Here is a 21,087-nt window from a genome sequence, read left to right on the forward strand (position 1 = left end):
TGGAGTTTTCGGGGCCATTGTTTCATCATCCCCCCGTCGAGGAGGGCTGGCATCTCAGCCAACCCTCTCACAGGACCACACGTACTACTCTCGCATTATGTGGCTCTTATGATGGTCCCATGGGATTTTGCCCCGTTCAGAACCCCAGTCTGGTGTCACCGTTCTTCGTACCTTCCTTTGCTGTGTTCGATCCGGGTTTCGATCCGATGTTGCCTGGTCTAACCCACGATCATCTCTTTTTGCTTCGGATTGTACGTCGGCTGGTTCAAGCGGACCCTTCAACCCCTTCACTCCACCCTCATTACAAGGGTTTCTCCACTACTATGAGTCGATCCGACCCTGTTCACGAAGGTCTTGGTATACCCTTAAGCCCTTTACACCCGGCTAAGACCAAGGTGTCCGTGCGACAGTCTCTCGTGGTTCCCTATGAGGGCCTACATCAGGGTTCATTCCATCTGCGGCGCACCGGATGCCGCCAGGACAGTAGGTGATTCACCCTTCATGGCTTCGTTCCAAGGATAGAATCCGATGATACCCTTTGTTTCGACGTCGACTGTGTCTTTCGATGCTTTCTTCCCGTGGTTCGCTTTACTAATCTCCCTGATTCACACCAGACAGGATTCTTTCGTCCTGCCTTTTCCCAGAACGCCCACCACCCTTGCTCTTTACAACAGCAGCACCGGTCGGTTTGAAACCTGCATACCAACCTGCCGATTTCAGGGGCCCCTCCCCCTCCCTCATAGAGCACGATACGACACACGAATCTCCACAAAGGAAATGGGCTCCGTTGCCAGTCCAATGCGGAATCGTTCCCACGAATGGCTGTCCTGAAGCCAGGGTGGGCGTCGGTGACGATCAAGGGACCCGATGATAAACCCCAATGAACGAAGATTTTTGAGGGCCTGGTTCCAAGGTTGCTCGACATTTCGGAAAGGCCGTATCCAACATAAAGGATCTCCTATCCCGTCTGCGTTCGATCACTATATAAATTTTTTCTCCTTTACCGCCACAAATCACCAGGTAGGTGGCATCTTGCCGGCATAGCGAAGATTCCACGCGTCTAGAGTTGGGGTTATCCCTACTGGGAAATAAGACCGTTGGGAAAGGGAGATTCCCTCGCTGGGTATCCCCTTCCTTCGGGTTCGAAAAGAGCTCCCGCCTGGTTACGGTAATTCCCCCTAAAAACCATGTAGAAGAAACTCCACGAAAAATGTACACACGCGATCGAACGCAACCAGGATGATATAAAGATGATGTAAGGAGATTCAAATACTCATAGTAGGTGCATGTGTACCCAAGAACTATAATTTAGTGGGTGGGAATATCAATCCTTATCGAGGGATCGTGGTCATCCTAAAAATAAGAGGGAGGAGTGTAGGTAGTTATGGTAAGAACAGTAAAAATGGGCATTCTATTCGCCTCTACCAGTCTACTGGCTTGGATGGGAGGGAATAGTATCCTTGCCGAGTCAAGGGAGGATCAGAAAAATACAGAACTAAGTGAAAATATACACAGAAGTGATGGGCCCAACTCATCCTACACAGAGGAAGAAAAGGAAAAAAATTCATTGATTCTTGATAAATTCATTAGTTTTTTGGATAAATTCGATAGCAAATACAGAGTGCTGCTTGAAAAATCGATACGGAGTCCAGATGAAATATCTAAGGGGGATTTGAAAGAATTCATAGATGAACTCAATAAAGATACAAATGAATTGGATCAAGATTTCGGACATACGAGTAAGGACAATGGGATGACTCATGAGATGGCTCAAGAGCAATTGTGGTCCGCTCTGATGAGGGATGCAGAAGAAGCCCGCAGGAATCCATCGAAATATAAAAAGAAATGGAAGAAGGAAATCCACACAATAAATCTGGGGATGAGGTACCCATGAGTATCGGTAGGACTGCCTTACACTCTGCGGGGTGGTAGGATTAGGGCACCAGTTGATGAATTAGAACACAGGGGGGATCTTGGCTATGAACTATAGGGGCTTGGGGATTCGGTCTCGAGAACGGGTGTTGAACCCCAGCGCTGTCCACACCAGCAGCATTAGGTAGTGTGAATCCTGCTGCCTACCAGACGTCCCAAGGGACCAATTTCATCACTCATACCGCTCACTAGCTCACTGGATACCCCCTATGATAAAATCTTCGATATTCGCTTAGGACAACCATGAAATCATAATCAATCAAGGTTTTTTACATATAAATTCATATTTATATATACGAAAACAAGTAGAGTGAATAAAATAGAATTACGTATAAAATAACATATAAAATTTATTTAAATAAAAAATATATCGCCCTGTCGTTAGCCACTACCTTCCAGTAGGTCGTCCCACGTGACTCCTCCCAACGTATCAGGCCACACCTCGGTTTGGACATACACTTATTCCCTTCGGTGCGTTATCGAACGATTCACCCTCATTGGGCACCCCAATTTCCACCCAACAGAACCAACAAACCCTGCCTCTTCCAGGCCGCTCACTACTTACTAGGGCTTCTCCACTACAAGAGCATCGCCAAACGGTCTTGTGGTACCCCCCCTACCCCGCCCGGTTCCAAAAAGCCAAACAACCTTCAGCCCCCCCTGCACCACTTTGGGACACACATACACGCTATCGGATACAGCTACCTCGTCCCCTGTATTCATTGAAAAATTTCATATCATAAATTGAAATATTTCATAATTTATGAAAGGATAAAAGAAATTACAATGCAAGTCACTTTTAATCTCCAGTTTGTAGTACTTTTGTAGTACTATAGAGGCAAGGGAAATGATTGCCGATAGGATCTGGGGAGGAACTCATTACCTACCCTCCTCCCAAACGACCCACGGAACCACAATTACCATCATTTCCAATAGGGAATCATTCAGAAGTGAGTAAGGGGAGGATTCGGGATGGGAAAGAATACAAAAATGATTTTTTCTTCTATACTATCGATTACTGCTTTTTTTACAGCAACATTCCACGTTATACCATATGCTGAAGGAAAAGATGAAGCCATTAGCCCAACCGTTTACGATGAAAATCTAGATGAAAAACAAATAGACGAAGATGTTAGAAGAGTAAAGAAGTTATTGAAGGAAGAGCATCTTACCAAAGATGAGCAAAGGATGTTGAAAAGATTAATGGGGAGGAATAAAGACTTTATCAACAATAATTTAAAAAAAATAATTTCGGATAAGAAACCCGAATGGGCCAATCTCAGTCCGTCGGAACAGATCAACAAGCTAGTAGAGGAGATGTCCCACTCCTTTGCACTCTCAAACGATAAAGGACCAGGATCCCTCTTCATTACGACCGATACAGACGAGGGAACCATTCGTAGTATCGTAAGGGAATTAGAATCTCCAGGAGCTAAAATTCATTATCAACACACAAGGGGCCAATGGCTTCCCCTGAGTTCCGTCCCACTTTGAGATCCCTTTCCATTCATGGGGTAGTGAAGGGGTGCCGGACACCCCCCCTCCTATGTACGTTCACTGCCCCCCAATTTGTTCATTGATATTCCATATTTTATTGGTATGAACACAATCATTCAAAATTAGGAAAACACCCGGACGGGTGTATGCACTCTCTTGTCTATAAATGATCGCAATTCCGCTAATAGATAAAAATATATATTATATAATTTTATATAATATTGTTAATATTTAATATGTATTCACCAACAATACAAATAAATTATATAAAAAAAATTAATTTCTTAGGTCTATACCATGGATGATCACCACAGAGAGCACCCATTTTTCTCCCGCCATACCCACAAACCTCGCCTATTCACCACAATCCGCCCACCCCAAAGCCTAGAAAACAAAAGATCTGGGGGTTACTCTTTCTACCCCAGATCTAACTGGTGTTCCTTACAAATTCGCCGCAGGAGGTGTCGGCAACCCTCCTCGACTAACTGATAAGTGGTATGAAAATCCCCTGTAAACCATGGGTCGGGCACATGAGTATGCTCCGTATCAGGAATCAGATCCACAAAACGGATCACCTTATGCTTACAACGATCATTCAACTTCTGCACATCCGCCAAATTTTTATCATCCATTACCACCACGTAGGTACAGCGTCTCACATCATCCGCCTGCAAATGGCGGGCACGGATCGTATCATAGGCAATCCCGACCGCACGCAAACGCTCCTGCGTACCCGGGTGGGGGGATTCTCCTACGTGAAGATCACACGTGCCGGCCGATTCCACGTGAATCTGGTCCGCAAAACCCCCTTCCTCCACCTTGTGGCGCATAACAGCCTCCGCCATAGGCGATCGACAAATATTTCCTAAACACACAAACAGAACAGAAATCATAGGGATCCCCCACCTATCCACATTGGGATGAAATACCCATTCTTCCAAAACCGACGAACAGACCCCATCAGAGGATCATCCAGAACCTCCTACCGCACAACCAAAACCATCCAAAAAAAGATACCCCAAAAAGGAAATTAAAACAAAGGATATGATTGGGAAATAATGACGGTCCTACAACCTACGACGCACATAAGCTTTCAATACACGCATCCCCAACAGGACACATCCTGAACGAACGGGGGGAAAAAAGATAAGCATACCCACCACATCATTGAGGAAACCTGGTAGTACGAATAAAAAACCCGCTACAACCTTCAAAAAACCTTCAAAAACCACTCCCCCTGGAAATTCACCCCGCATAAGATAGATACGAGCCGACCGAACCACCCGGAAGGCAGCTATCCCGTAATAGGCAATGACAACAACACCCAAGAGAGCCATAAAAATCATAAGCAAAACTACCTTAGCAAAATTGAGCCAGGAAACCAGGAAAAAAAAGAAAGTAATCTCCAATAGTACCCAACCCATCACAACCGTACCGAGGGAACCCCTTCCCAAAACACCTCACCTACCGATCCCCCCTACCGCCCACAGAAGGCCATTTGCATTGCACCGGTCCAATGGCATAGAATGAGGACATGGGCTGTTGAGGAAAAAATTCTCCTGTCCCCTTCACAAACCGTCCTGGTGCAACCCTTCCAACGGGGAAACAGTGCCATAAAATTCAACAACAAACAGGGTTGGGTGAGGAAGGGACCGCGGGTTCCATCACAACGCCCGCCCTTATCCCTTTCCCCCACTAAACGCCCGGAGAGGAAGAGGGCTAGTGAAAATGCATGTAAAAAGGCGAAACAAACAAAAAAATAGAAAAAGATTCCGCTGGTGGGTATTCCCCCGCTTGGGCATCACGAGAGAACGAGCTTTGAATCTTCATTCCAAAGCTTGTTTTTTTTTATGCTCTAAAGGATCCTGGTTTTACCAGAAAAAATATGGCCCCTATATACATCAATAGTCACCGCTTCCTCCTGCCCTAGCTTCTCCACGGCTCCCTCAACACCTACTATAACCGGAATACCTAGGTTCAGACCCACAACAGCCGCATGGGAGGTCAGACCCTCAGCCTCTATCACAATAGCAGCCGCATCCTTAAGATCTTCCTCTACCATATCATCCATCCTCCGCGGCACAACCACAACAGCACCCGACACCATCCGCGACCGCATCTCGACTACCGTCATCCCCATCACTATCGGACCCGATACAATCTTACGGGCACCCACACCACGACCACGTGCCAAAACACCGCCCACTACGTGAACCTTCAACAAATTCGTTGTACCCGACCGTCCCAGAGGAACCCCTGCCGTAACTACAACTAAAGAACCTTGCTCCACATATCCTGCTAACAAACCCGCAGAAACTGCCTCTTGCAGCATACTCTCCGCTGTCCCACTATGACGACCCCAAACCGGGTAAACACCCCAAACCAGGGCCAACTTACGAATAACAGACTCATTGGGGGTCACCGCAACGATAGGAACACGGGGACGATACTTAGACACCGTTCGCGCCGCAAAACCACTTTCCGTTGCTGTTAGGATCGCTGTCAGGCCACTCAGACGGTCCACCATCTGCACAACAGCCTCACCTAAGGCATCCGTTATATTGACCTCTTCCCCCCAACAACAGTCCACCCCGGGTGGTTCGACAATACTAGCCTCCGCGTGCAGGGCAATGTCCGCCATCATCTGCACGGCTCGAACAGGATAGGCACCACTCGCCGTCTCCCCTGATAACATCACCGCATCGGTACCATCCAAAATAGCATTGGCCACATCACTCGCCTCCGCACGTGTCGGGCGGGGATTACGCTGCATCGAATCCAACATCTGCGTAGCGATGATGACCGGCTTACCACGTTGATTGCAAAGCCGAATCAATTTCTTCTGCACCAAGGGAACCCTTTGCACGGGAATTTCCACCCCAAGATCGCCACGTGCAACCATCAAACCATCCGCCACTTCCAAAATCGACTCTGAGTTCGTAACACCCTCCTGCGTCTCGATCTTAGCAATGACATCAATATCTTCCTTTTTCTCCTCTAGAAAATGTAAAATTTCCAATACATCCTGCGATCTCCGAACAAAGGAAGCAGCAATGAAATCTACCCCCTGTTCTACCCCAAACTCCAGATCCCGCCAATCCTTCTCCGTCAGACTAGGTAAACACACGGACACACCCGGAATATTGATTCCCTTACGTGGACGAAGCACCCCCCCATTGACCACACGACAATATACTTCCGTGGACGTACACTTCTCCACTTCCAGCTCAATCAGACCATCATCCACCAGAATTCGAACACCCTTCTCCACATCCTGCGGCAACCCAGCATACGTAACACCAACTCGTTCCGCGTCACCGGACAACCCCTCTGTCGTCAACGTCAACCGAGCACCCGTACGCAACTCCACCTCAGGCAAACGCAATGGACCCGTTCGAATCTCCGGACCCTGCGTATCCAACATGAGGGCCACGCTACATCCTGCCGTACGGGCCGCACACCGAATCCTCTCAATCAACCGTGCATGATCCTCATGCGTACCATGCGACAAATTGAGTCGCGCCACGTCCATACCCGCTTGCATCATATGCTGGAGAACATCATGATCACAACTTGCAGGCCCAATCGTACAAACGATTTTCGTACGCCGATGGTTCCCCATAACAGATGTTCTTTCTTCCCCCATACGACCTTCCATTCCCATCTTCCCCCCTCCTCGTTTGGCGACACCCTAAATCGACAGCCGATGTGCCAAGGTTGCCAACTCCGTCAGCTCCCTAGGATATCCCTTAGGAATCTTCACCTCTCCACTGGACCACGGTGCAGACACAACCACACCACCACGCAAGGCCACCATGCCCTTGCGTTTCTCCTGCAACAGCATATCCACCGCCTTAGACCCCATACGGCTGGCTAGGACCCGATCGGCAGCCGTAGGACTCCCCCCACGTTGAATATGCCCCAACACGGCAATTCGTGTATCCCAACCCGTTGCATCCTCGATCTGTTGAGCCACATTACTCACTTTAGCAGCACCTTCGGCTACAATGATAATGCTGTATTTTTTTCCCCGCACGACACCGCGCTGTAAACGATGAACAATATCCTCAATAGCATACAACTCCTCGGGGATCAAGATGGATTCCGCACCCACAGCGAGCCCTACCCAGAGTGCTATATTCCCAGCCGTCCGACCCATCACTTCGATGAGAAACGTACGCTCGTGGGACATAGCCGTATCGCGAATATTATCCACGCAGCAAACCGCCGTCCGAACCGCAGTATCAAAACCAATCGACATCTCCGTACCCTCTATGTCGTTATCGATGGTACCCGGAATCCCCACCACGGGAAACTCCAATTCGGATAGGGCGGCCCCACCTGCAAACGTTCCCCCCCCGCCAATCACTACCAATCCATCGAAACCGGCCTCATACATACTATCTACCGCTCGTTCACGCACCTCAGCCGAAAGAAACTCACGACAACGGGAGCTGTGCAACACCGTACCGCCCCGATGTATAATATCCCCTACGTCACCCAATCGCAAATGCGACCATTCCTTCTCCAACAAACCCGCATAACCACGACGTATACCATATACCTCGCAATCATAATGTGCGGCGCTCCGCACTACGGCCCGGATAGCCGCATTCATCCCAGGGGAATCCCCACCACTCGTGAGCACGGCCAACCGTTGTCCCATCCTCTAGACGCCTCCTTCCTCTTCCCTATCACTTACGGCGGGGTTACCCCCCTCCTCTATACGGCCTTGGGTTTCCTCCACCGGCTCCGTCAACACAACGCCCATCTTGGCGAATTTGTCCTGCCGTTGCTGCATACACTCATCTGGCGTTCGCTGCTGCAATTCCAATAAGGTTTCCAACAATGCCTCCCGCAGATTCTCAGCCTGTAACTCAGGGTCATGATGCGCCCCTCCGCGGGGTTCCGCGATAACCCGGTCCACAATACCTAAATCGTGGAGATCACGCGAAGTAATCTTCAAACTGGACGCCGCCACCTCCGCCTGACCAGCATCCCGCCAGAGAATCGTCGCCGCCCCCTCCGGGGAAATCACCGAAAAGCAGGCATGCTCCAGCATCAACAAACGATTGCCCATCGCAATTCCCAGGGCACCCCCACTACCACCCTCCCCTGTGATAATCGAAACGATAGGCACACGAAAACCAGCCATAGCAAAGAGGTTGCGAGCGATCGCCTCACTCTGCCCTCGCTCCTCCGCTCCAACCCCCGGATAAGCACCCTGCGTGTCCACCAAAGTAACAATGGGACGACCGAACTTATCTGCCTGCATCATGAGACGCAATGCTTTTCGGTACCCCTCTGGGTGGGGCATCCCAAAATTACGCGCCACCTTTTCTCTCGTATCCCTTCCCCGTTCCTGGGCAATCACCGTTACCGGCCGGGGGAATCCCTGCAAACGGGCAATACCACCCACCATAGCCGCATCATCCCGGTACAACCGATCCCCATGCAATTCAAGAAAATCGTCAAAAACACTTGTAAAATACCAGGAAGCCGTGGGTCGATTGGGATGACGGGCAATCTGTACTCGTTGCCAAGGAGTTAGGCGATCATACAACGTCTGAGAGAGACGTTCCGCACGTTCCTCCAGCCCCGCAATTTCCTCCGTTAGATCAATCTTTTTCTCATCCATAAACCTCTTCAGTTCAAAAATTTTTTCCCGAAGTTCTATCAAAGGACGTTCAAATGCCAAGTACCCATTCCGCATGAATGGATCCGCCCCCCTCCTCTCAAGCATGCATGGACAAAATCTTCCCCAACACACCGCGTAGCTGACGCCGGGGAACTACACGATCCACCTGACCCCTCTCCAACAGAAATTCCGCCGTTTGGAAGCCCTCCGGTAGTTTTTGTCGCACGGTTTGTTCAATCACCCGCTGTCCCGCAAAACCAATCAAAGCACCCGGTTCCGCCAAATGGATATCACCCAACATAGCGACACTAGCCGAAACACCACCCGTAGTTGGGTGAGTCAATACAACAACATAGAGTACAGCCGCTTCATGAAGTCTCCTCAACCATAGACTGGTTTTGGCCATTTGCATCAGCGAAAGCACCCCCTCCTGCATACGGGCACCCCCTGAAGCCGTACACAACACGAAGGGCGTACGCGCCTCCAACGCACGTTGTGCGGCACGTGCAATCTTTTCACCCACCACCGAACCCATGCTACCCATACGAAACCGCGAATCCATCACACCAAGTGCCATTGCCTGTCCCTCGATACGGGCGAACCCAGTTACAATAGCGTCCTTGAGGGATGTTTTCTTCTGATCAGCCACTATTTTGTCCCTATAACCGGGAAATTGAAGGGGATCACCGGATACCAAATCGACATCCCACTCGACAAAACTATCCGTATCTACCAACAAAGCAATCCGTTCCGATGACGAAAGCGAATAATGGTACCCGCAGGACTTACAAATTCTCATATTCTTGGCCAATTCCTTTGCCAAATGAATAGCCGAACATTGGGGGCATTTCTCCATAAGCCCCTCTGGGATTTCCCGCTTTGGGGCCCCTACCGGAATCTCTACCGTAGCATAACGCTTCTGTCTGCGGAACAACGCCATCCAAAACCCACCCCACTCACAAACAGCTCAACCCGTACCCGTTGCCTTGACTTGATTGTATCATAAACCCCGTAGGGAGGAAATTTTACCATCCAGCTCATCCCCCCTCTGTGAATGATCCTTTATTTACATAGAAACATACTATTTATAAAAACAACGTACTCCACCGCAACACCCCCCATCCATTCTCTCCCCAATCGATCCCATAGTACGAGGAAATCGAATCAGGAACGCGGGAGTTCACCCATACCCTACTGGCCGGGTAGATCCCCTCGACCCCAAAACAAACACCCCTGCCCTGTCTCCTTGGATCCACTGCGCTTATTGTTTCATAATTCTCTGGGGTCATCCCATCCCCAATTCAAACGCCCCCGCCCATCCAGCAAAAATCCTCACAAACTAGGACACTTCTTAGCTAGCATTGTAGAAACTACGCACCCTATTGGATCCGTGAAAAGATCCTCCGTGGTGAAAATTCTACCATCCCCCCCAAGGAAATTCCCCTATCATCCCTACCTTCCTCTCCCAGAGGAACACGATCATGAGCAACACGCACGGGAAGGACCACGGCCCAATGGGTCACCCTATCGTCCAGGAAACCAGGACTGGATAGGGATCCGAACTCCCCATGGTACCAGGTTTTTGCTGATCCCAACGCACCCCGCTGAACCCATCGATCCATACCCTGATGGAAAAAGCTCCGGCCATTCCGGATTTCGAGGATGGATTGAACCATTTTTTCCCTACACCCTACGATTCTCCCTCTCCATATCCCCCCTAGCTATACCTTGGAATACAATGGGCCATCTTAGGCGGGTGTAAAAACACGGGACCCTATCACGAAACATGGAACCTATCGAACCATGGTTTTGTTCCCGGGACGAAAGAGTTCCCAAGCCCGATATTCAGCCAGAATCCTTTCCTTGCCAGTGAAGATCAACCATGACTACCATGATCAGAACATAGTGAGGGAATCCCCCCTGGAAAGAAAGTCCCTAGCATCCGCTCATTCATCACACCAGTGTCCATGGTAAAAAAAAACAAGAAAAAACTTCCTCGAATCAAGAAAACCCGCCTTACCCATCCCCCTCCGAATCCCCATTTCCCCCATCCACGGGTCCATCCAAAGCGCCTACCTTCTACTAGAACCAATCGATATCTCTCCTCGGTGGGCCTATTGTGAACGATCCACGCAAGGGCAACCAAACCCCATATCGTTCAGGAAACCATGGATTCGATCCGGATGATCGCTCAGGGCCTCCATAATCCCTGTTTTCTGCTTATGTAAGATAACCAAAACCCGTCCAACCTATGGACCCATATACATTTGTAATACTAAGAGACAATATCTCATCCGTTCCATACAAGGGCCCATCACTCTCCATAATCGTTTGAAAAGGCCCTGGTAACCTCCGCTCCTCCGCTAACACATCGATAGCGATTCCAGTAGGAAGTAGTACATGCTGTACCTCCCGTTTCTGTAGCACGGTCTCCACACTCTCCAAGCATTCCTTCATTCCTATGGAGGGATGCTAGGGACTCCGCCCATCATATACCATCTTTGCGATATCACGAATACGAACGCCGTGTTTTTCTAGCAACTGCAGGGAATATTTATAAAACAAAATAAAATACCCCCTCAGACCGTGTGTACCCTTACCACATCCTGATCCAACAACCTACGCTGGCGGGACAGGTTCTGTGTGTGCGCAATCCGCACGGCATAAGCGGCCATCGAACGCACCGCCCGATCCTCCTCTACAGAGGGATGTACATCATGGTCCCCCTGCTGCGTTTACGAATCCCCATGCAGGACATGGCAGAATCCCCAAATGCTTCTGACCGCTAGCAACCCTGAGATAGGGGGGGAAACCAACAAGGGAACCCAAACCTCCTTGCCGGCAGTTGCTGAAAATACATGATTTTATGTTAGGGAAGAATGGAGTTCTTACGCCCGGGGCGCCAAGCCTCCAAAGCGGCCAACTACTGAGCGCGGTGCCCGGGTAGGGAAAAAAGCACCTGCCTCTACCCGGGCCATCCCAAACGTCGGACACGGAATCATGTCCCCCTTGGACCCACCCATTGCGTTCCTTATTTCACACATTCCCCGCCGTTTCCAATTCATACGCCACGCCCATCCTAGTAAAGAAAATCCCCTATCCTCCCTACCTTCCTTCCCCAAGATAGTACGACATTTCCCCTCAAAACGGGAAAACCCCCCCCAGCCAAGGAAATGCGTATCATCCGCCCTCCTCCGAATCCCCATTTCCCCCATCTGCGGATTCATCCACAGCACCCATTTTCCCTAAAACAGAGCGATATCTCTCCCTGTTGGGCCGATTATGGGCAATCCGCGCAGAAGCAGCCGCAGCCAGACCTGCCACGATATCGTCCAAGAAAACGTGAATTCGATCCGGGTGATCGTCCAGAGCCTTAATAATCCCTGTTTTCTGTCTATCAAGATAGCCAAAACTCGTCAAACCAATGGATCCATATACATTCGTGATACTAAGAGCCAGTATCTCATCAATTCCATATAGAGGATCATCGCTATCCATAATGGTTTGAAAAGGCCCTGATAACCTACGCTTCTCCGCTAACACATCGATAGAGATTCCGGTAATGAGTGCATGCTGTACCTCCCGTTTCCGCAGTACAGCCTCTACACTCTCCAGGCATTCCTTCATTTCCATGGAAGGATGATGGGGGCTCTGCAAATCATATACAATCTCCGCGATATCACGAATACGAACGCCCCGTTCTTCCAGCAACTGTAAAGAATATTTATAAAACAAAACAAAATACCCCCCTCGGATCGTCTGTACCCTTACCGCATCCCGATCCAACACAATCTACACCAGCGGGACAGGTTCTGGTGCGTACAACGATACGGCATAAGGGGTCCTCCCATTCCCGATTCGGATGCCCCCGCAAAAATCCCTATCCCAATCGGGCGGCGTTGTGGAAACTACGCACCCTATTAGGTCCGTGGAGAGATCCCCCATGCCATGACCCCTCATCAAGGAAGTTCTCTACCTTCCCCCGGAGTAGCACGATAGGTTTTCCCCCTTAAAGAGAACAACAATGGATCACACGCACGGAGACGGCCACGACCAGATGGGTCACCCTATCGCCTAAGGAAACCCCAGATAGAAATCCGGATTTCCGCGCTGATCCAGCGCAACCCAAATCCGACCCATCTATACCCTATGGGTGGGTACTAAAACGCCAAAACTTCATCCACATCCTCCACGTCTCATTCACCACCCACAATCCGTTGAAAGGGCTCCCGTGGTTTCCCCCCTATCCGTTGACTCATCATGACTTCCGCGATCCAAACGCCCCACACTTGCACAATAGGAACTCTTCTGAAATGTACGTCTCCAGGTTCAAACCGAAAGCAAAAAAACCGCAAGTTATCCATAGGGATCGCGGTATCCCTGAACACATATACGCCACGTTTTGCCTAACATAATGGGGGAGATAGTGATGGAATCCTCTCTGGGGGAAAAGTACCCAGCATCCTTAATCCATCCACCATACCGACATCCATAGTAACAAAAGAGGTCAAAAAATACGAGAAAAAACTCCCCCCAACCATCATCCACCCTCCTCCGAATCTAAATTCCCCCTATCTGCGGATCCATCCATGGCACCCATTTTCTCTAAAACAGGGCGATATCTCTCCCTGTTGGGACGATTGTGAGCAATCCGCGCAGAAGCAGCCGCAGCTAGACCTGCTACGATATCGTCCAGAAAAACATGGATTCGATCCGGGTGATCGTTCAGAGCCTTAATGATCCCCGTTTTCTGCTTATCAAGATAACCAAAACCCGTCAAACCTATGGATCCATATACATTTGTAATACTAAGAGCCAGTACCTCATCAATTCCATACAAAGGCTCATCACTATCCATAATCGTTTGGAAAGGACCCGACAATTTACGCTCCTCCGCCAACATATCGATAGCGATTCCGGTAATGAGTGCGTGCTGTACCTCCCGTTTATGTAGCACGGCCTCTACACTCTCCAGGCATTCCTGTATTTCCATGGAGGGATTATAGGGACTTTGCAAATCATATACAATCTCCGCTATATCACGAATACGAACACCGCGTTTTTCTAACAATTGCAAAGAATATTTATAAAACAAGATAAGAGCCCCCCTCAGATCGTATGTACCCTTACCGCATCCTGACCCAACAACCTACGCCAACGAGACAGGTTCTGTGTGTGCAATTGCACAGTATAAGTGGAACGCGGCAATCGAACACACCGCCCGGTCCCCTCATAAAAGAGATATACATCATGGTCTCCCTGCTGCTTTTGCAAGTCCCGATGCAGGGCATGCAGAATCTCTGGACGCTCCTGATCATGAGCCACCCTAAGATAGAGGGAGGGAAAACAACAAGGGAACCCAAGCCGCTGCTCCTCCCTTGCTAACAGTTGCTGACGGGACATGGGTTTACGGGCGGGAAGAATGAAGTTCCGCCCGGGGCGCCAAGCCTCCAAAGCAGCCAACTGCTGAGCGCGGTGCCCGGGTAGGGAAAGGAAGGCACCTGCCTCGGCCAGGGACAGCAAAATATCCGATCTGGGATTTGGTACCATCGATAGGAAATCCTCCCAAGTCTCCCCCCCTCCCCTACGAGCAGCCAACCAAGCTTCCCCCCAAGCGAAGGGTAGGCCACGAATCGCACCCAACCCTGTCCGAACGAATTTCCCTGCAGGGTTCCCCTCAGCGCGGAAGGATAACACACTCTGCCAGATGTCGGGGGACAGCAAGCGTATCCCTCCTTGAACCGCTGTGGCTGCCAACTCTGCCAACCGACGACCCCCACCGACCCTATGGGTGAGACAAGCTGCCCAAAAGACGGCTGGATAGTGAGTCCTACCATAAGCCAAACGATACACCAAAGTGGCATAAGCAGCCGCGTGGCTACGGTTGAAGGTAAAACCAGCATAGGAACAAAGACGCCGATACCAGGCCATCGCATCCTCACGATCATGACCCCTTGCCTGGCAACCCAGGAGAAAATTTTCTCCCAGCGCGGTCAGTTCATCCTGATCACGCTTACTGACCGCGGCTTGTAAACGATCCGCATCCGGCCAAGAAAAACCTGCCAATTTACGGCCCATAGCCATAACCTGTTCCTGGTATATCAGCACCCCACGCGTAGAGCGGAGGAGATCCCGAACCCCTGCTACATCGGGGTGACCCCCCCCCTCCACGGACGATCCAGGTCTCTGGGACTTGGGAAATCGAAGGTAGCGATTAGCATATGCCTGCGTACCTGGACGGTGCAAAGCCAGAATATCCATAAGGTCATCCAACCGTGTGGGGCGGATGGTTCGTAACAACCGACGCATACCGGGGGATTCTACCTGGAAGAGTCCTACTGTATCCCCCCGTGCGAGAAGCTGATAGGTGGCCGCATCCCCATCGGGAATATGGGACTGTACGGACCGAATAGAATCTAGGATCGCAAGATGACGTAGTCCTAAAATATCCAATTTGAGAAAACCCAATTTTCTCAAGACATGCATATCATATTGAATACGCCACATCGCATGGGTACCCACTTCCAGGGGGAACTGCTCTACCAACGACCGGCTCGTTATGATCACACCCGCTGGATGGGTGACTACCTGACGCGGTAAACCCACCCAATGCTGCAAAAAGGTACGTAATGTCGTATAAACGGGTTCCTCCAACTGACGCCGGAAAGCCGGAGCGGACTGAAAGGCAACCTCCAACGTGGTCGACGTACGGGGGATCCACTGTAGCCATTGCTTCAGAAGTTCCTTCGATACCTTACACTGGGGGGCAAGCGCCTGCAGGGCCAGACGAGGGGTCCAGGACCCAAAGGCAACCATCTGCGCGACATTTTCTTCACCATATTGTGTCTTGAGATAGGAGAGGAGCTCAGGACGCCGTCGATCGTCAACATCCAAATCGATATCAGGAAATCCCTTCCGCTCAGCGTGCAGAAAACGGGCAAAAAGCAAATCACACTGAATGGGATCAACGTCCGTAATACCCAGGGTATAAACCAACAGACTACCCGCGGCAGAACCCCGACCCGGTCCACACGCAATGCCCATACGGTGGGCGTATCGGACCACATCCGCAACAATGAGGAGGTAGGTGGTCATACCCAGGGAGAATACCGTAGCCAATTCTTCCTCCAACCGCTGCTGAACCTCCTGGGGTAAAGGATCAGCATACCGGATACGGGCCCCCCTATAGGACAAATCCCGTAAATGATGGTGTTCCTCCCTGCCCACGGGCAAGGGGGCTGCAGGCAGGGAGGGAGAAAAACAAAAGGACGAAGTCGCTTGGGAACAACGCTCAGCAATCCGAACGGTTTCCGCAAGGGCTGCAGGAAGTTCAGCGAACCTCTGCCGCATCGCCTGTACCGACAATAAAGCGCAGTCGTGATTGAAAAAGCGCCAACTGGCCGCTTCCCCACCACGGGCCGCATGAACGACCATAGCTGCACGGGCGGCCTGATCTTCTTCCCGTACCGCACACACTGTATGTGTGGCTACAACAGGCAGGGCCCATTGGCGGGCCAGCTGAAGAAGATCCCTGTTCATTTTTCTTTGTATCGGCCACCCATGATCCTGTACTTCGATCCGTAACTGCTGAGGGGACAAAATCCGCCTAAGGGAACGCAGTACACGACGCACCCCCTCCTCCCCCCCCGCTAGCCAGGCCTGGGGAAGCAAACCATCCCAACTACCACTCAAAACGATCAAACCTGTTGCATTCTTCGCTAGGACCGCATAACGAAGTGCCGGATTCTGGGATCGTCGTTCCCCCTCTGGTACCCTGAGCTGTTGAACGATTTGCAGCAAATTACGGTATCCAACTGGTGTTTCTGCCAATAAAATGAGACGTGGTATCACCCAATTACGAGCAAAATGAGGGGGCCGTTCCATTCCCCACTCTACCTCAACCGCTAAACTTACCTCACAACCTATGATGGGCTGAAGATCGTGTTCACGGCACGCCCACACCAGAGCGGGGAGACCATAGAGCCCATGATGGTCCGTAAGGGCTAAGGCAGGCATACCTGCCGCCTTCGCTGCTAGGGCAAGGGATGCAACGGGTGCTATGCTAACCCCAAAACTGTAAGCACTGTGCACACGCAAATGAACAAAGGATATGTTCATCCCCTCCCCCCGCTTTTCCTAAACCCCCTATGGGTAGGTTGCACAAACCCGAAGGGATGCATAGTTTCTGTAGTATGATTAAGACAACAAACCTGCTCAATAAAAATTCCTCATAGGACTAGGACGACAGAAACGCGATCCAAAAACTCAGGAAAAAATCATCCCTCCCACTATGCAGAAACGAGGAACCCATATAGCAAGAAAATAATAATATTTCACTCATTATCAAATATTTTATTATATTATTTTCTACAAAACAGGGGATAGAAACAGGCCACGGTTCCCACCGGCCAAGCAGAACTGGATTCCGCTCGCGTTTTATACTACAATACAGTATACAATTGGGATATTTCACGGACAGTGAACCCTACTCGTTGGGGGGGTCACCGCTTTACATAATGTCCGCACGTTCCGTACCCATATCCCACCACCATAGGAGTACACATTGTTGCCTACATTTAGGGCCCATGAATGCACCAGGGGCTCCGCGTTTGCAAAGGAATCTCAAAATCTCTCCAAATGATCATACAATAAAAACACCTAAAGCTACAAGGGGATGAAACCGCCCCCTCCCCCTGCGTTCCTCCACCTGGTACTTTATGCATACCATCGTTGCATCCTGAACAGGCTGGTGGATAAAACCATTCTATCCATCCCAGGAATCATAGTACTGAATTTCATGCCCGGGGGTTGTCCAAGGAAGTTCATGAACATCCAATGAAACCCTTTTACCCTAAGGTAGTACACGCCATGGGCCAATGGAACTACTAAGGACCCCTGATGTGGGCCTAGTGAACCCGCAAAATAGGAAATCATCGTAAATCAATAGATTCCATAAACCATCCATCCGCAATGGGACCTATTCCTCCACAAGAAATCCCAGACAAATACATTTGCGGTTCGTAGGCCGACAGAGTGGGAAACCTGTGAAAAGGACACCGGGACCCACCCACAGAAAGCAAAGAAAAAGAAGGAAGGGTGTATCCCCCCGGGGAACCCTATCGGACGATGGATTCGTCACCCCTGATTTTTAGATCCATGGGGTTTGATCCTACCTCACCTATACCTAACAGGGATCATCATGGGACATCCGTGATCCGATACCATGCAGGGGATCTCAGAGAATGAGTGAATCCGATCGTTTCCCCCTCAGGGGAGACGGATGGAAGAATATGCAAGAACATATTTTATCCTTCCTTACGTGGTCTGTCCTTCAGCTTTGTGATATACCAGGTACTTTTGCCGCCGCTTAGATTAGGGAAAAAGGGGGTTATGGTCGATGATCATCAATCGAAAAAGAATTGCCCGTGAAAAAATTGAGCGGCTCAAGCGAGGGTACTCGGCTTTTACAGAATCGGAGGAAATCGCTACCCGGATTGAACGGGAACTCAGCAAAATCCCGCTCGAGGTCCATATTGATCGAACCCCACTTGGTTGTTGGTTCATTCCAGAAACCCATCAAACCACCGATACGAACAGTTCCTCCCCTTCCCACATCGGTAGAAACTCCTAGCCAGGGCGAAGGGACTCACCCCCCGAACGATCCATCGTCCTGCCTAATTTTTCCCTTTCTACACAGAGGAGACCCTGGGATTGTGTCCCGGTTGTGACATCGTTTACGAAAATCTGGGATTTTCTTTGTGGCGGTCCCCCACCTCCGTAGTCCGTGGGGGGTTCTCCGGATCCCGTATGGGTAGAGAGACGATTGCATCCCAAGTGTGCAGTGTCCACAAAAAAATTGGGTCCTCTTGAGCCCCTTACGCTGCCCGTGGATCCGCCCCCCGGGGATACTTTCTTACCAATGATACTATTCGTAATGGATATAAAAGGTAAAGTCCGTGGGACACTAGGAGGACAAAAAAGGGACCCTGCGGGGCCCTGACACCAAATTTGGGATGCAACCCCATTGTAGGGTCGCTACCCAGACCCCACCACGAATTCCTTCTAAATAGGGATCCCGGTTCTGAAATGGGGAACCCTATCCAGGGCCCGTCCCTCCCCATAGGTTACGGTTTCAACGGATGAGGGCCCTACAACGTTGCCAATACCAGGTAAGGGAGAGGAAGGACCCCCCCTATGGCCCTGTCTATATAAAACGATATACCACAGTCCTAAACCACAAAAACCTATGTGTATGTAGCGTTCCCCTGCATAGGGTTCCCCTGCATAGGGCCCGTCGTCACAGAGGGGAGACGTTGATTTCATGACACGTAGGGAAATCATAAGTAGCATCCAAAACCGATGGAAGAGAGTGGAACGGGAAATCATTGGAACCCATCTTGCAAATACACCCAATCAGCACGAGGGAACTACAGTTTTTCCAACCCACAAGGACCCCTGATCACGCGTTCCACAGCTGCGAATTCCCCCCTTCGTAACGTAAGGGGGGCCCAATATCTAATTTTTATCATAGGTCATGATTCCGGCTACGGAGAGCGAGGTCCAACTTGTGGTTGGAATGGTTCACGGACGATGGAACATATATTATGAAAGTATTTTAATTCCTAATAATTATACAATGGGTACTTATTACTAGATATATGGTATGGAACATTACATGAAAATTCATTTTTATCGGCCGACTTGGACCCTGCATACCCTCATCGTGGAGAACTACCTACAACGCAGACCACAAGACACACGGAAAGGATGCGGAGGACCTAGAAAAACGCAAACCAATCCAACGAGTCGCCACGGTGGATAGGATAGGGCATTGTCCCAAAAAGGGTTGAAAGAGCAAGGGAACTTCCTACAATGATAGAGGACAATCCTTTGGGGGTACAAATCGGAAATAGAAGGGTCATGGGGAAACTAGAGGGGAACCCGCATAAGGACTGGGGTCCTCTGTGTTGCATGCGGTAAAACCCTTTCTACGTACATTACAACGATCACACTGTCCACAAGCCTCCTCTAATCCCCGATGACATGAGATCGTGAGATGATAGGGCACTTCCAACTGTAACCCCCATGCAATGATTTCCGACTTACTGCAATGCAGGAAAGGGGAATGAATTTTCGGTGTATGTTCCCCCCGACCCGACCAAGTTGCCTCCCTCACTACAACCCGGAAAGCATCGAGGAAGGTCGGACTACAATCCGGATCACTACTATCATCTACAACGCTGATACCCAGGTAAACTTCAGAGGCCCGAATCATCTTTGCATAAGCTATAGCACAGGACAGAAAGACAAGATTGCGTCCCGGTACATAAGTGGGAATGCCCTCGTCACCCCTTGTCTTAGGAACAGGGCAACCCGGATCCGTCAACGCACTGGATCCCCTCTCGGTCCACAAGGGAAGCGGAATCCATCGATGCTGCTTGGCAACCCCATAATGTTCTGCCACCTCACGAGCCGCCGTAACTTCACGAGCATGCCGCTGTCCGTAGATAAAGGTAAGCGGATACAGAGAACACCCTTCCGATTGGGCCATTCCCATACAAGTTGTAGTATTCAAACCCCCACTCAGTAAAACAACCGCACGCTTGCTCATCTCCTGTTCCTTCCCCCCATTGAGAAAATCCAACCTAAAAAGAATAGAAAAAACGACCCCGGGGCGACTCAAAAAAACCGGAAACCATCACATACAAAGACCGCCTATGAAATATACACTAGCAACCCAACGAATCCGAAAAAACACATCCAGAGCCTTCGTGCAAACACTCCAGCATGCATTCCCTATCAATTAGCTATTTCCCTACCCCCACAATGAGGAATGGACGAAATAGTATCGTAATGATGATCGTTGCGGAATCTTTGCCCCGGGGGCAGAGAGTTCCTCACCCGGAGATGTTCAGGAATTCCATAGAGAAAAACTTCGGGATGGGTACAGGGACCTTAATTTTCATCAACACACCTGCAAAATAAGCACTATCTACAGAAAATAAAGAAAAATCGTTGAA

General features: G+C 50.0%; 23 protein-coding genes. 4 read left to right on the top strand and 19 right to left on the bottom strand.

The features are described 5' to 3' along the window. Positions 1-17: 17 nt before the first annotated feature. A complete protein-coding gene (locus tag PPRES148_RS03690) occupies positions 18-491 on the top strand; it encodes a hypothetical protein (protein WP_149453287.1) in 474 nt (157 codons plus the stop codon). A gap of 8 nt (positions 492-499) precedes the next feature. Here the strand turns inward: PPRES148_RS03690 and PPRES148_RS03695 are convergent, their stop codons facing one another. Further along, positions 500-859, bottom strand: a complete 360-nt coding sequence (locus tag PPRES148_RS03695; RefSeq protein WP_223127937.1) for a hypothetical protein — start codon at positions 857-859, stop codon at positions 500-502. A gap of 525 nt (positions 860-1,384) precedes the next feature. Here PPRES148_RS03695 and PPRES148_RS03700 point away from each other — a divergent pair. Then, positions 1,385-1,894: a hypothetical protein gene (locus PPRES148_RS03700; RefSeq protein ID WP_149453289.1), complete on the top strand. Its 510-nt coding sequence runs from the start codon at positions 1,385-1,387 to the stop codon at positions 1,892-1,894. A gap of 602 nt (positions 1,895-2,496) precedes the next feature. Here the strand turns inward: PPRES148_RS03700 and PPRES148_RS10875 are convergent. Further along, the gene (locus PPRES148_RS10875; protein ID WP_187820539.1) at positions 2,497-2,655 is read right to left on the bottom strand and encodes a hypothetical protein; all 159 of its coding nucleotides are present in this window, start codon (positions 2,653-2,655) and stop codon (positions 2,497-2,499) included. Between the two features lie 249 nt (positions 2,656-2,904). Here PPRES148_RS10875 and PPRES148_RS03705 point away from each other — a divergent pair, with 249 nt between their 5' ends. After that, positions 2,905-3,426 carry a hypothetical protein gene (locus PPRES148_RS03705; protein WP_149453290.1) on the top strand — a complete coding sequence of 174 codons (522 nt, stop codon included), beginning with the start codon at positions 2,905-2,907 and terminating at the stop codon, positions 3,424-3,426. 419 nt (positions 3,427-3,845) lie between these two features. Here PPRES148_RS03705 and PPRES148_RS03710 read toward each other — a convergent pair whose 3' ends face one another. The 14 genes from PPRES148_RS03710 to dnaE all read right to left on the bottom strand — a co-directional run bounded on the left by PPRES148_RS03710 (position 3,846) and on the right by dnaE (position 17,185). Further along, complete coding sequence (locus PPRES148_RS03710) at positions 3,846-4,322, bottom strand: low molecular weight protein-tyrosine-phosphatase (RefSeq protein WP_149453291.1); 477 nt, start codon at positions 4,320-4,322, stop codon at positions 3,846-3,848. A gap of 174 nt (positions 4,323-4,496) precedes the next feature. Next, complete coding sequence (locus PPRES148_RS03715) at positions 4,497-4,883, bottom strand: FxsA family protein (protein ID WP_149453292.1); 387 nt, start codon at positions 4,881-4,883, stop codon at positions 4,497-4,499. Between the two features lie 401 nt (positions 4,884-5,284). Next, a complete protein-coding gene (gene pyk, locus PPRES148_RS03720) occupies positions 5,285-7,093 on the bottom strand; it encodes a pyruvate kinase (RefSeq protein ID WP_246142890.1) in 1,809 nt (602 codons plus the stop codon). A gap of 27 nt (positions 7,094-7,120) precedes the next feature. Further along, the gene (pfkA, locus tag PPRES148_RS03725; RefSeq protein ID WP_149453293.1) at positions 7,121-8,095 is read right to left on the bottom strand and encodes a 6-phosphofructokinase; all 975 of its coding nucleotides are present in this window, start codon (positions 8,093-8,095) and stop codon (positions 7,121-7,123) included. A gap of 3 nt (positions 8,096-8,098) precedes the next feature. After that, positions 8,099-9,142 carry an acetyl-CoA carboxylase carboxyltransferase subunit alpha gene (locus tag PPRES148_RS03730; RefSeq protein ID WP_149453294.1) on the bottom strand — a complete coding sequence of 348 codons (1,044 nt, stop codon included), beginning with the start codon at positions 9,140-9,142 and terminating at the stop codon, positions 8,099-8,101. Between the two features lie 22 nt (positions 9,143-9,164). Beyond that, entirely contained in the window at positions 9,165-10,007 is an 843-nt protein-coding gene (gene accD / locus PPRES148_RS03735; RefSeq protein WP_149453295.1) for an acetyl-CoA carboxylase, carboxyltransferase subunit beta, read from the bottom strand. Next, positions 9,968-10,108 (bottom strand): hypothetical protein, encoded by a 141-nt coding sequence (locus tag PPRES148_RS12240; protein ID WP_223127938.1) that lies wholly within the window; start codon positions 10,106-10,108, stop codon positions 9,968-9,970. Before PPRES148_RS12240 ends, accD begins: the two co-directional genes overlap by 40 nt. Positions 10,109-10,152: 44 nt before the next feature. Beyond that, complete coding sequence (locus PPRES148_RS03740; RefSeq protein ID WP_149453296.1) at positions 10,153-10,356, bottom strand: hypothetical protein; 204 nt, start codon at positions 10,354-10,356, stop codon at positions 10,153-10,155. A gap of 90 nt (positions 10,357-10,446) precedes the next feature. Further along, positions 10,447-10,743 (bottom strand): hypothetical protein, encoded by a 297-nt coding sequence (locus PPRES148_RS03745; RefSeq protein WP_149453297.1) that lies wholly within the window; start codon positions 10,741-10,743, stop codon positions 10,447-10,449. A gap of 544 nt (positions 10,744-11,287) precedes the next feature. Then, complete coding sequence (locus tag PPRES148_RS03750) at positions 11,288-11,512, bottom strand: hypothetical protein (RefSeq protein WP_149453298.1); 225 nt, start codon at positions 11,510-11,512, stop codon at positions 11,288-11,290. A gap of 443 nt (positions 11,513-11,955) precedes the next feature. Continuing rightward, complete coding sequence (locus PPRES148_RS03755) at positions 11,956-12,282, bottom strand: hypothetical protein (protein WP_149453299.1); 327 nt, start codon at positions 12,280-12,282, stop codon at positions 11,956-11,958. Then, positions 12,248-12,802: a phosphatidylglycerophosphatase A family protein gene (locus PPRES148_RS03760; protein ID WP_149453300.1), complete on the bottom strand. Its 555-nt coding sequence runs from the start codon at positions 12,800-12,802 to the stop codon at positions 12,248-12,250. Before PPRES148_RS03760 ends, PPRES148_RS03755 begins: the two co-directional genes overlap by 35 nt. A gap of 805 nt (positions 12,803-13,607) precedes the next feature. Further along, on the bottom strand, positions 13,608-14,162 hold the full coding sequence (locus tag PPRES148_RS03765) for a phosphatidylglycerophosphatase A family protein (RefSeq protein ID WP_149453301.1): 555 nt from the start codon (positions 14,160-14,162) through the stop codon (positions 13,608-13,610). Between the two features lie 14 nt (positions 14,163-14,176). Beyond that, entirely contained in the window at positions 14,177-17,185 is a 3,009-nt protein-coding gene (gene dnaE, locus PPRES148_RS03770; protein ID WP_149453302.1) for a DNA polymerase III subunit alpha, read from the bottom strand. A gap of 1,279 nt (positions 17,186-18,464) precedes the next feature. On the opposite strand from dnaE, the gene PPRES148_RS03775 reads away from it, so the two are divergent. Then, on the top strand, positions 18,465-18,698 hold the full coding sequence (locus tag PPRES148_RS03775; RefSeq protein WP_149453303.1) for a YtzJ family protein: 234 nt from the start codon (positions 18,465-18,467) through the stop codon (positions 18,696-18,698). Here the strand turns inward: PPRES148_RS03775 and PPRES148_RS03780 are convergent. The 3 genes from PPRES148_RS03780 to queC form a co-directional block, all read right to left on the bottom strand. Next, positions 18,695-18,916, bottom strand: coding sequence for a hypothetical protein (locus tag PPRES148_RS03780; protein WP_149453304.1), 222 nt, complete (start codon positions 18,914-18,916; stop codon positions 18,695-18,697). The two genes, PPRES148_RS03775 and PPRES148_RS03780, sit on opposite strands and share 4 nt — an antisense overlap. 448 nt (positions 18,917-19,364) lie before the next feature. After that, positions 19,365-19,514 (bottom strand): hypothetical protein, encoded by a 150-nt coding sequence (locus tag PPRES148_RS10890; RefSeq protein WP_187820544.1) that lies wholly within the window; start codon positions 19,512-19,514, stop codon positions 19,365-19,367. Positions 19,515-19,985: 471 nt separating this feature from the next. Then, on the bottom strand, positions 19,986-20,678 hold the full coding sequence (gene queC / locus PPRES148_RS03785; protein WP_149453305.1) for a 7-cyano-7-deazaguanine synthase QueC: 693 nt from the start codon (positions 20,676-20,678) through the stop codon (positions 19,986-19,988). Positions 20,679-21,087: the final 409 nt, after the last annotated feature.

The organism is Pasteuria penetrans, from assembly GCF_900538055.1.
GTDB classification, from domain to species: Bacteria; Bacillota; Bacilli; order Thermoactinomycetales; family Thermoactinomycetaceae; genus Pasteuria; species Pasteuria penetrans.

Coding starts and splice junctions, on each gene's coding strand:
- pfkA (WP_149453293.1), bottom strand. CDS start 8,095: ATGGGACAACGGTTGGCCGTGCTCACGAGTGGTGGGGATTCCCCTGGG.
- PPRES148_RS03745 (WP_149453297.1), bottom strand. CDS start 10,743: ATGGTTCAATCCATCCTCGAAATCCGGAATGGCCGGAGCTTTTTCCAT.
- PPRES148_RS03705 (WP_149453290.1), top strand. CDS start 2,905: ATGGGAAAGAATACAAAAATGATTTTTTCTTCTATACTATCGATTACT.
- PPRES148_RS10875 (WP_187820539.1), bottom strand. CDS start 2,655: ATGAATACAGGGGACGAGGTAGCTGTATCCGATAGCGTGTATGTGTGT.
- PPRES148_RS03700 (WP_149453289.1), top strand. CDS start 1,385: ATGGTAAGAACAGTAAAAATGGGCATTCTATTCGCCTCTACCAGTCTA.
- PPRES148_RS03740 (WP_149453296.1), bottom strand. CDS start 10,356: ATGACCCCAGAGAATTATGAAACAATAAGCGCAGTGGATCCAAGGAGA.
- PPRES148_RS03755 (WP_149453299.1), bottom strand. CDS start 12,282: ATGGGGGAAATGGGGATTCGGAGGAGGGCGGATGATACGCATTTCCTT.
- accD (WP_149453295.1), bottom strand. CDS start 10,007: ATGGCGTTGTTCCGCAGACAGAAGCGTTATGCTACGGTAGAGATTCCG.
- queC (WP_149453305.1), bottom strand. CDS start 20,678: ATGAGCAAGCGTGCGGTTGTTTTACTGAGTGGGGGTTTGAATACTACA.
- PPRES148_RS03730 (WP_149453294.1), bottom strand. CDS start 9,142: ATGCGGAATGGGTACTTGGCATTTGAACGTCCTTTGATAGAACTTCGG.
- PPRES148_RS03710 (WP_149453291.1), bottom strand. CDS start 4,322: ATGATTTCTGTTCTGTTTGTGTGTTTAGGAAATATTTGTCGATCGCCT.
- PPRES148_RS12240 (WP_223127938.1), bottom strand. CDS start 10,108: ATGAGCTGGATGGTAAAATTTCCTCCCTACGGGGTTTATGATACAATC.
- PPRES148_RS03775 (WP_149453303.1), top strand. CDS start 18,465: ATGATCATCAATCGAAAAAGAATTGCCCGTGAAAAAATTGAGCGGCTC.
- pyk (WP_246142890.1), bottom strand. CDS start 7,093: ATGGGAATGGAAGGTCGTATGGGGGAAGAAAGAACATCTGTTATGGGG.
- dnaE (WP_149453302.1), bottom strand. CDS start 17,185: ATGAACATATCCTTTGTTCATTTGCGTGTGCACAGTGCTTACAGTTTT.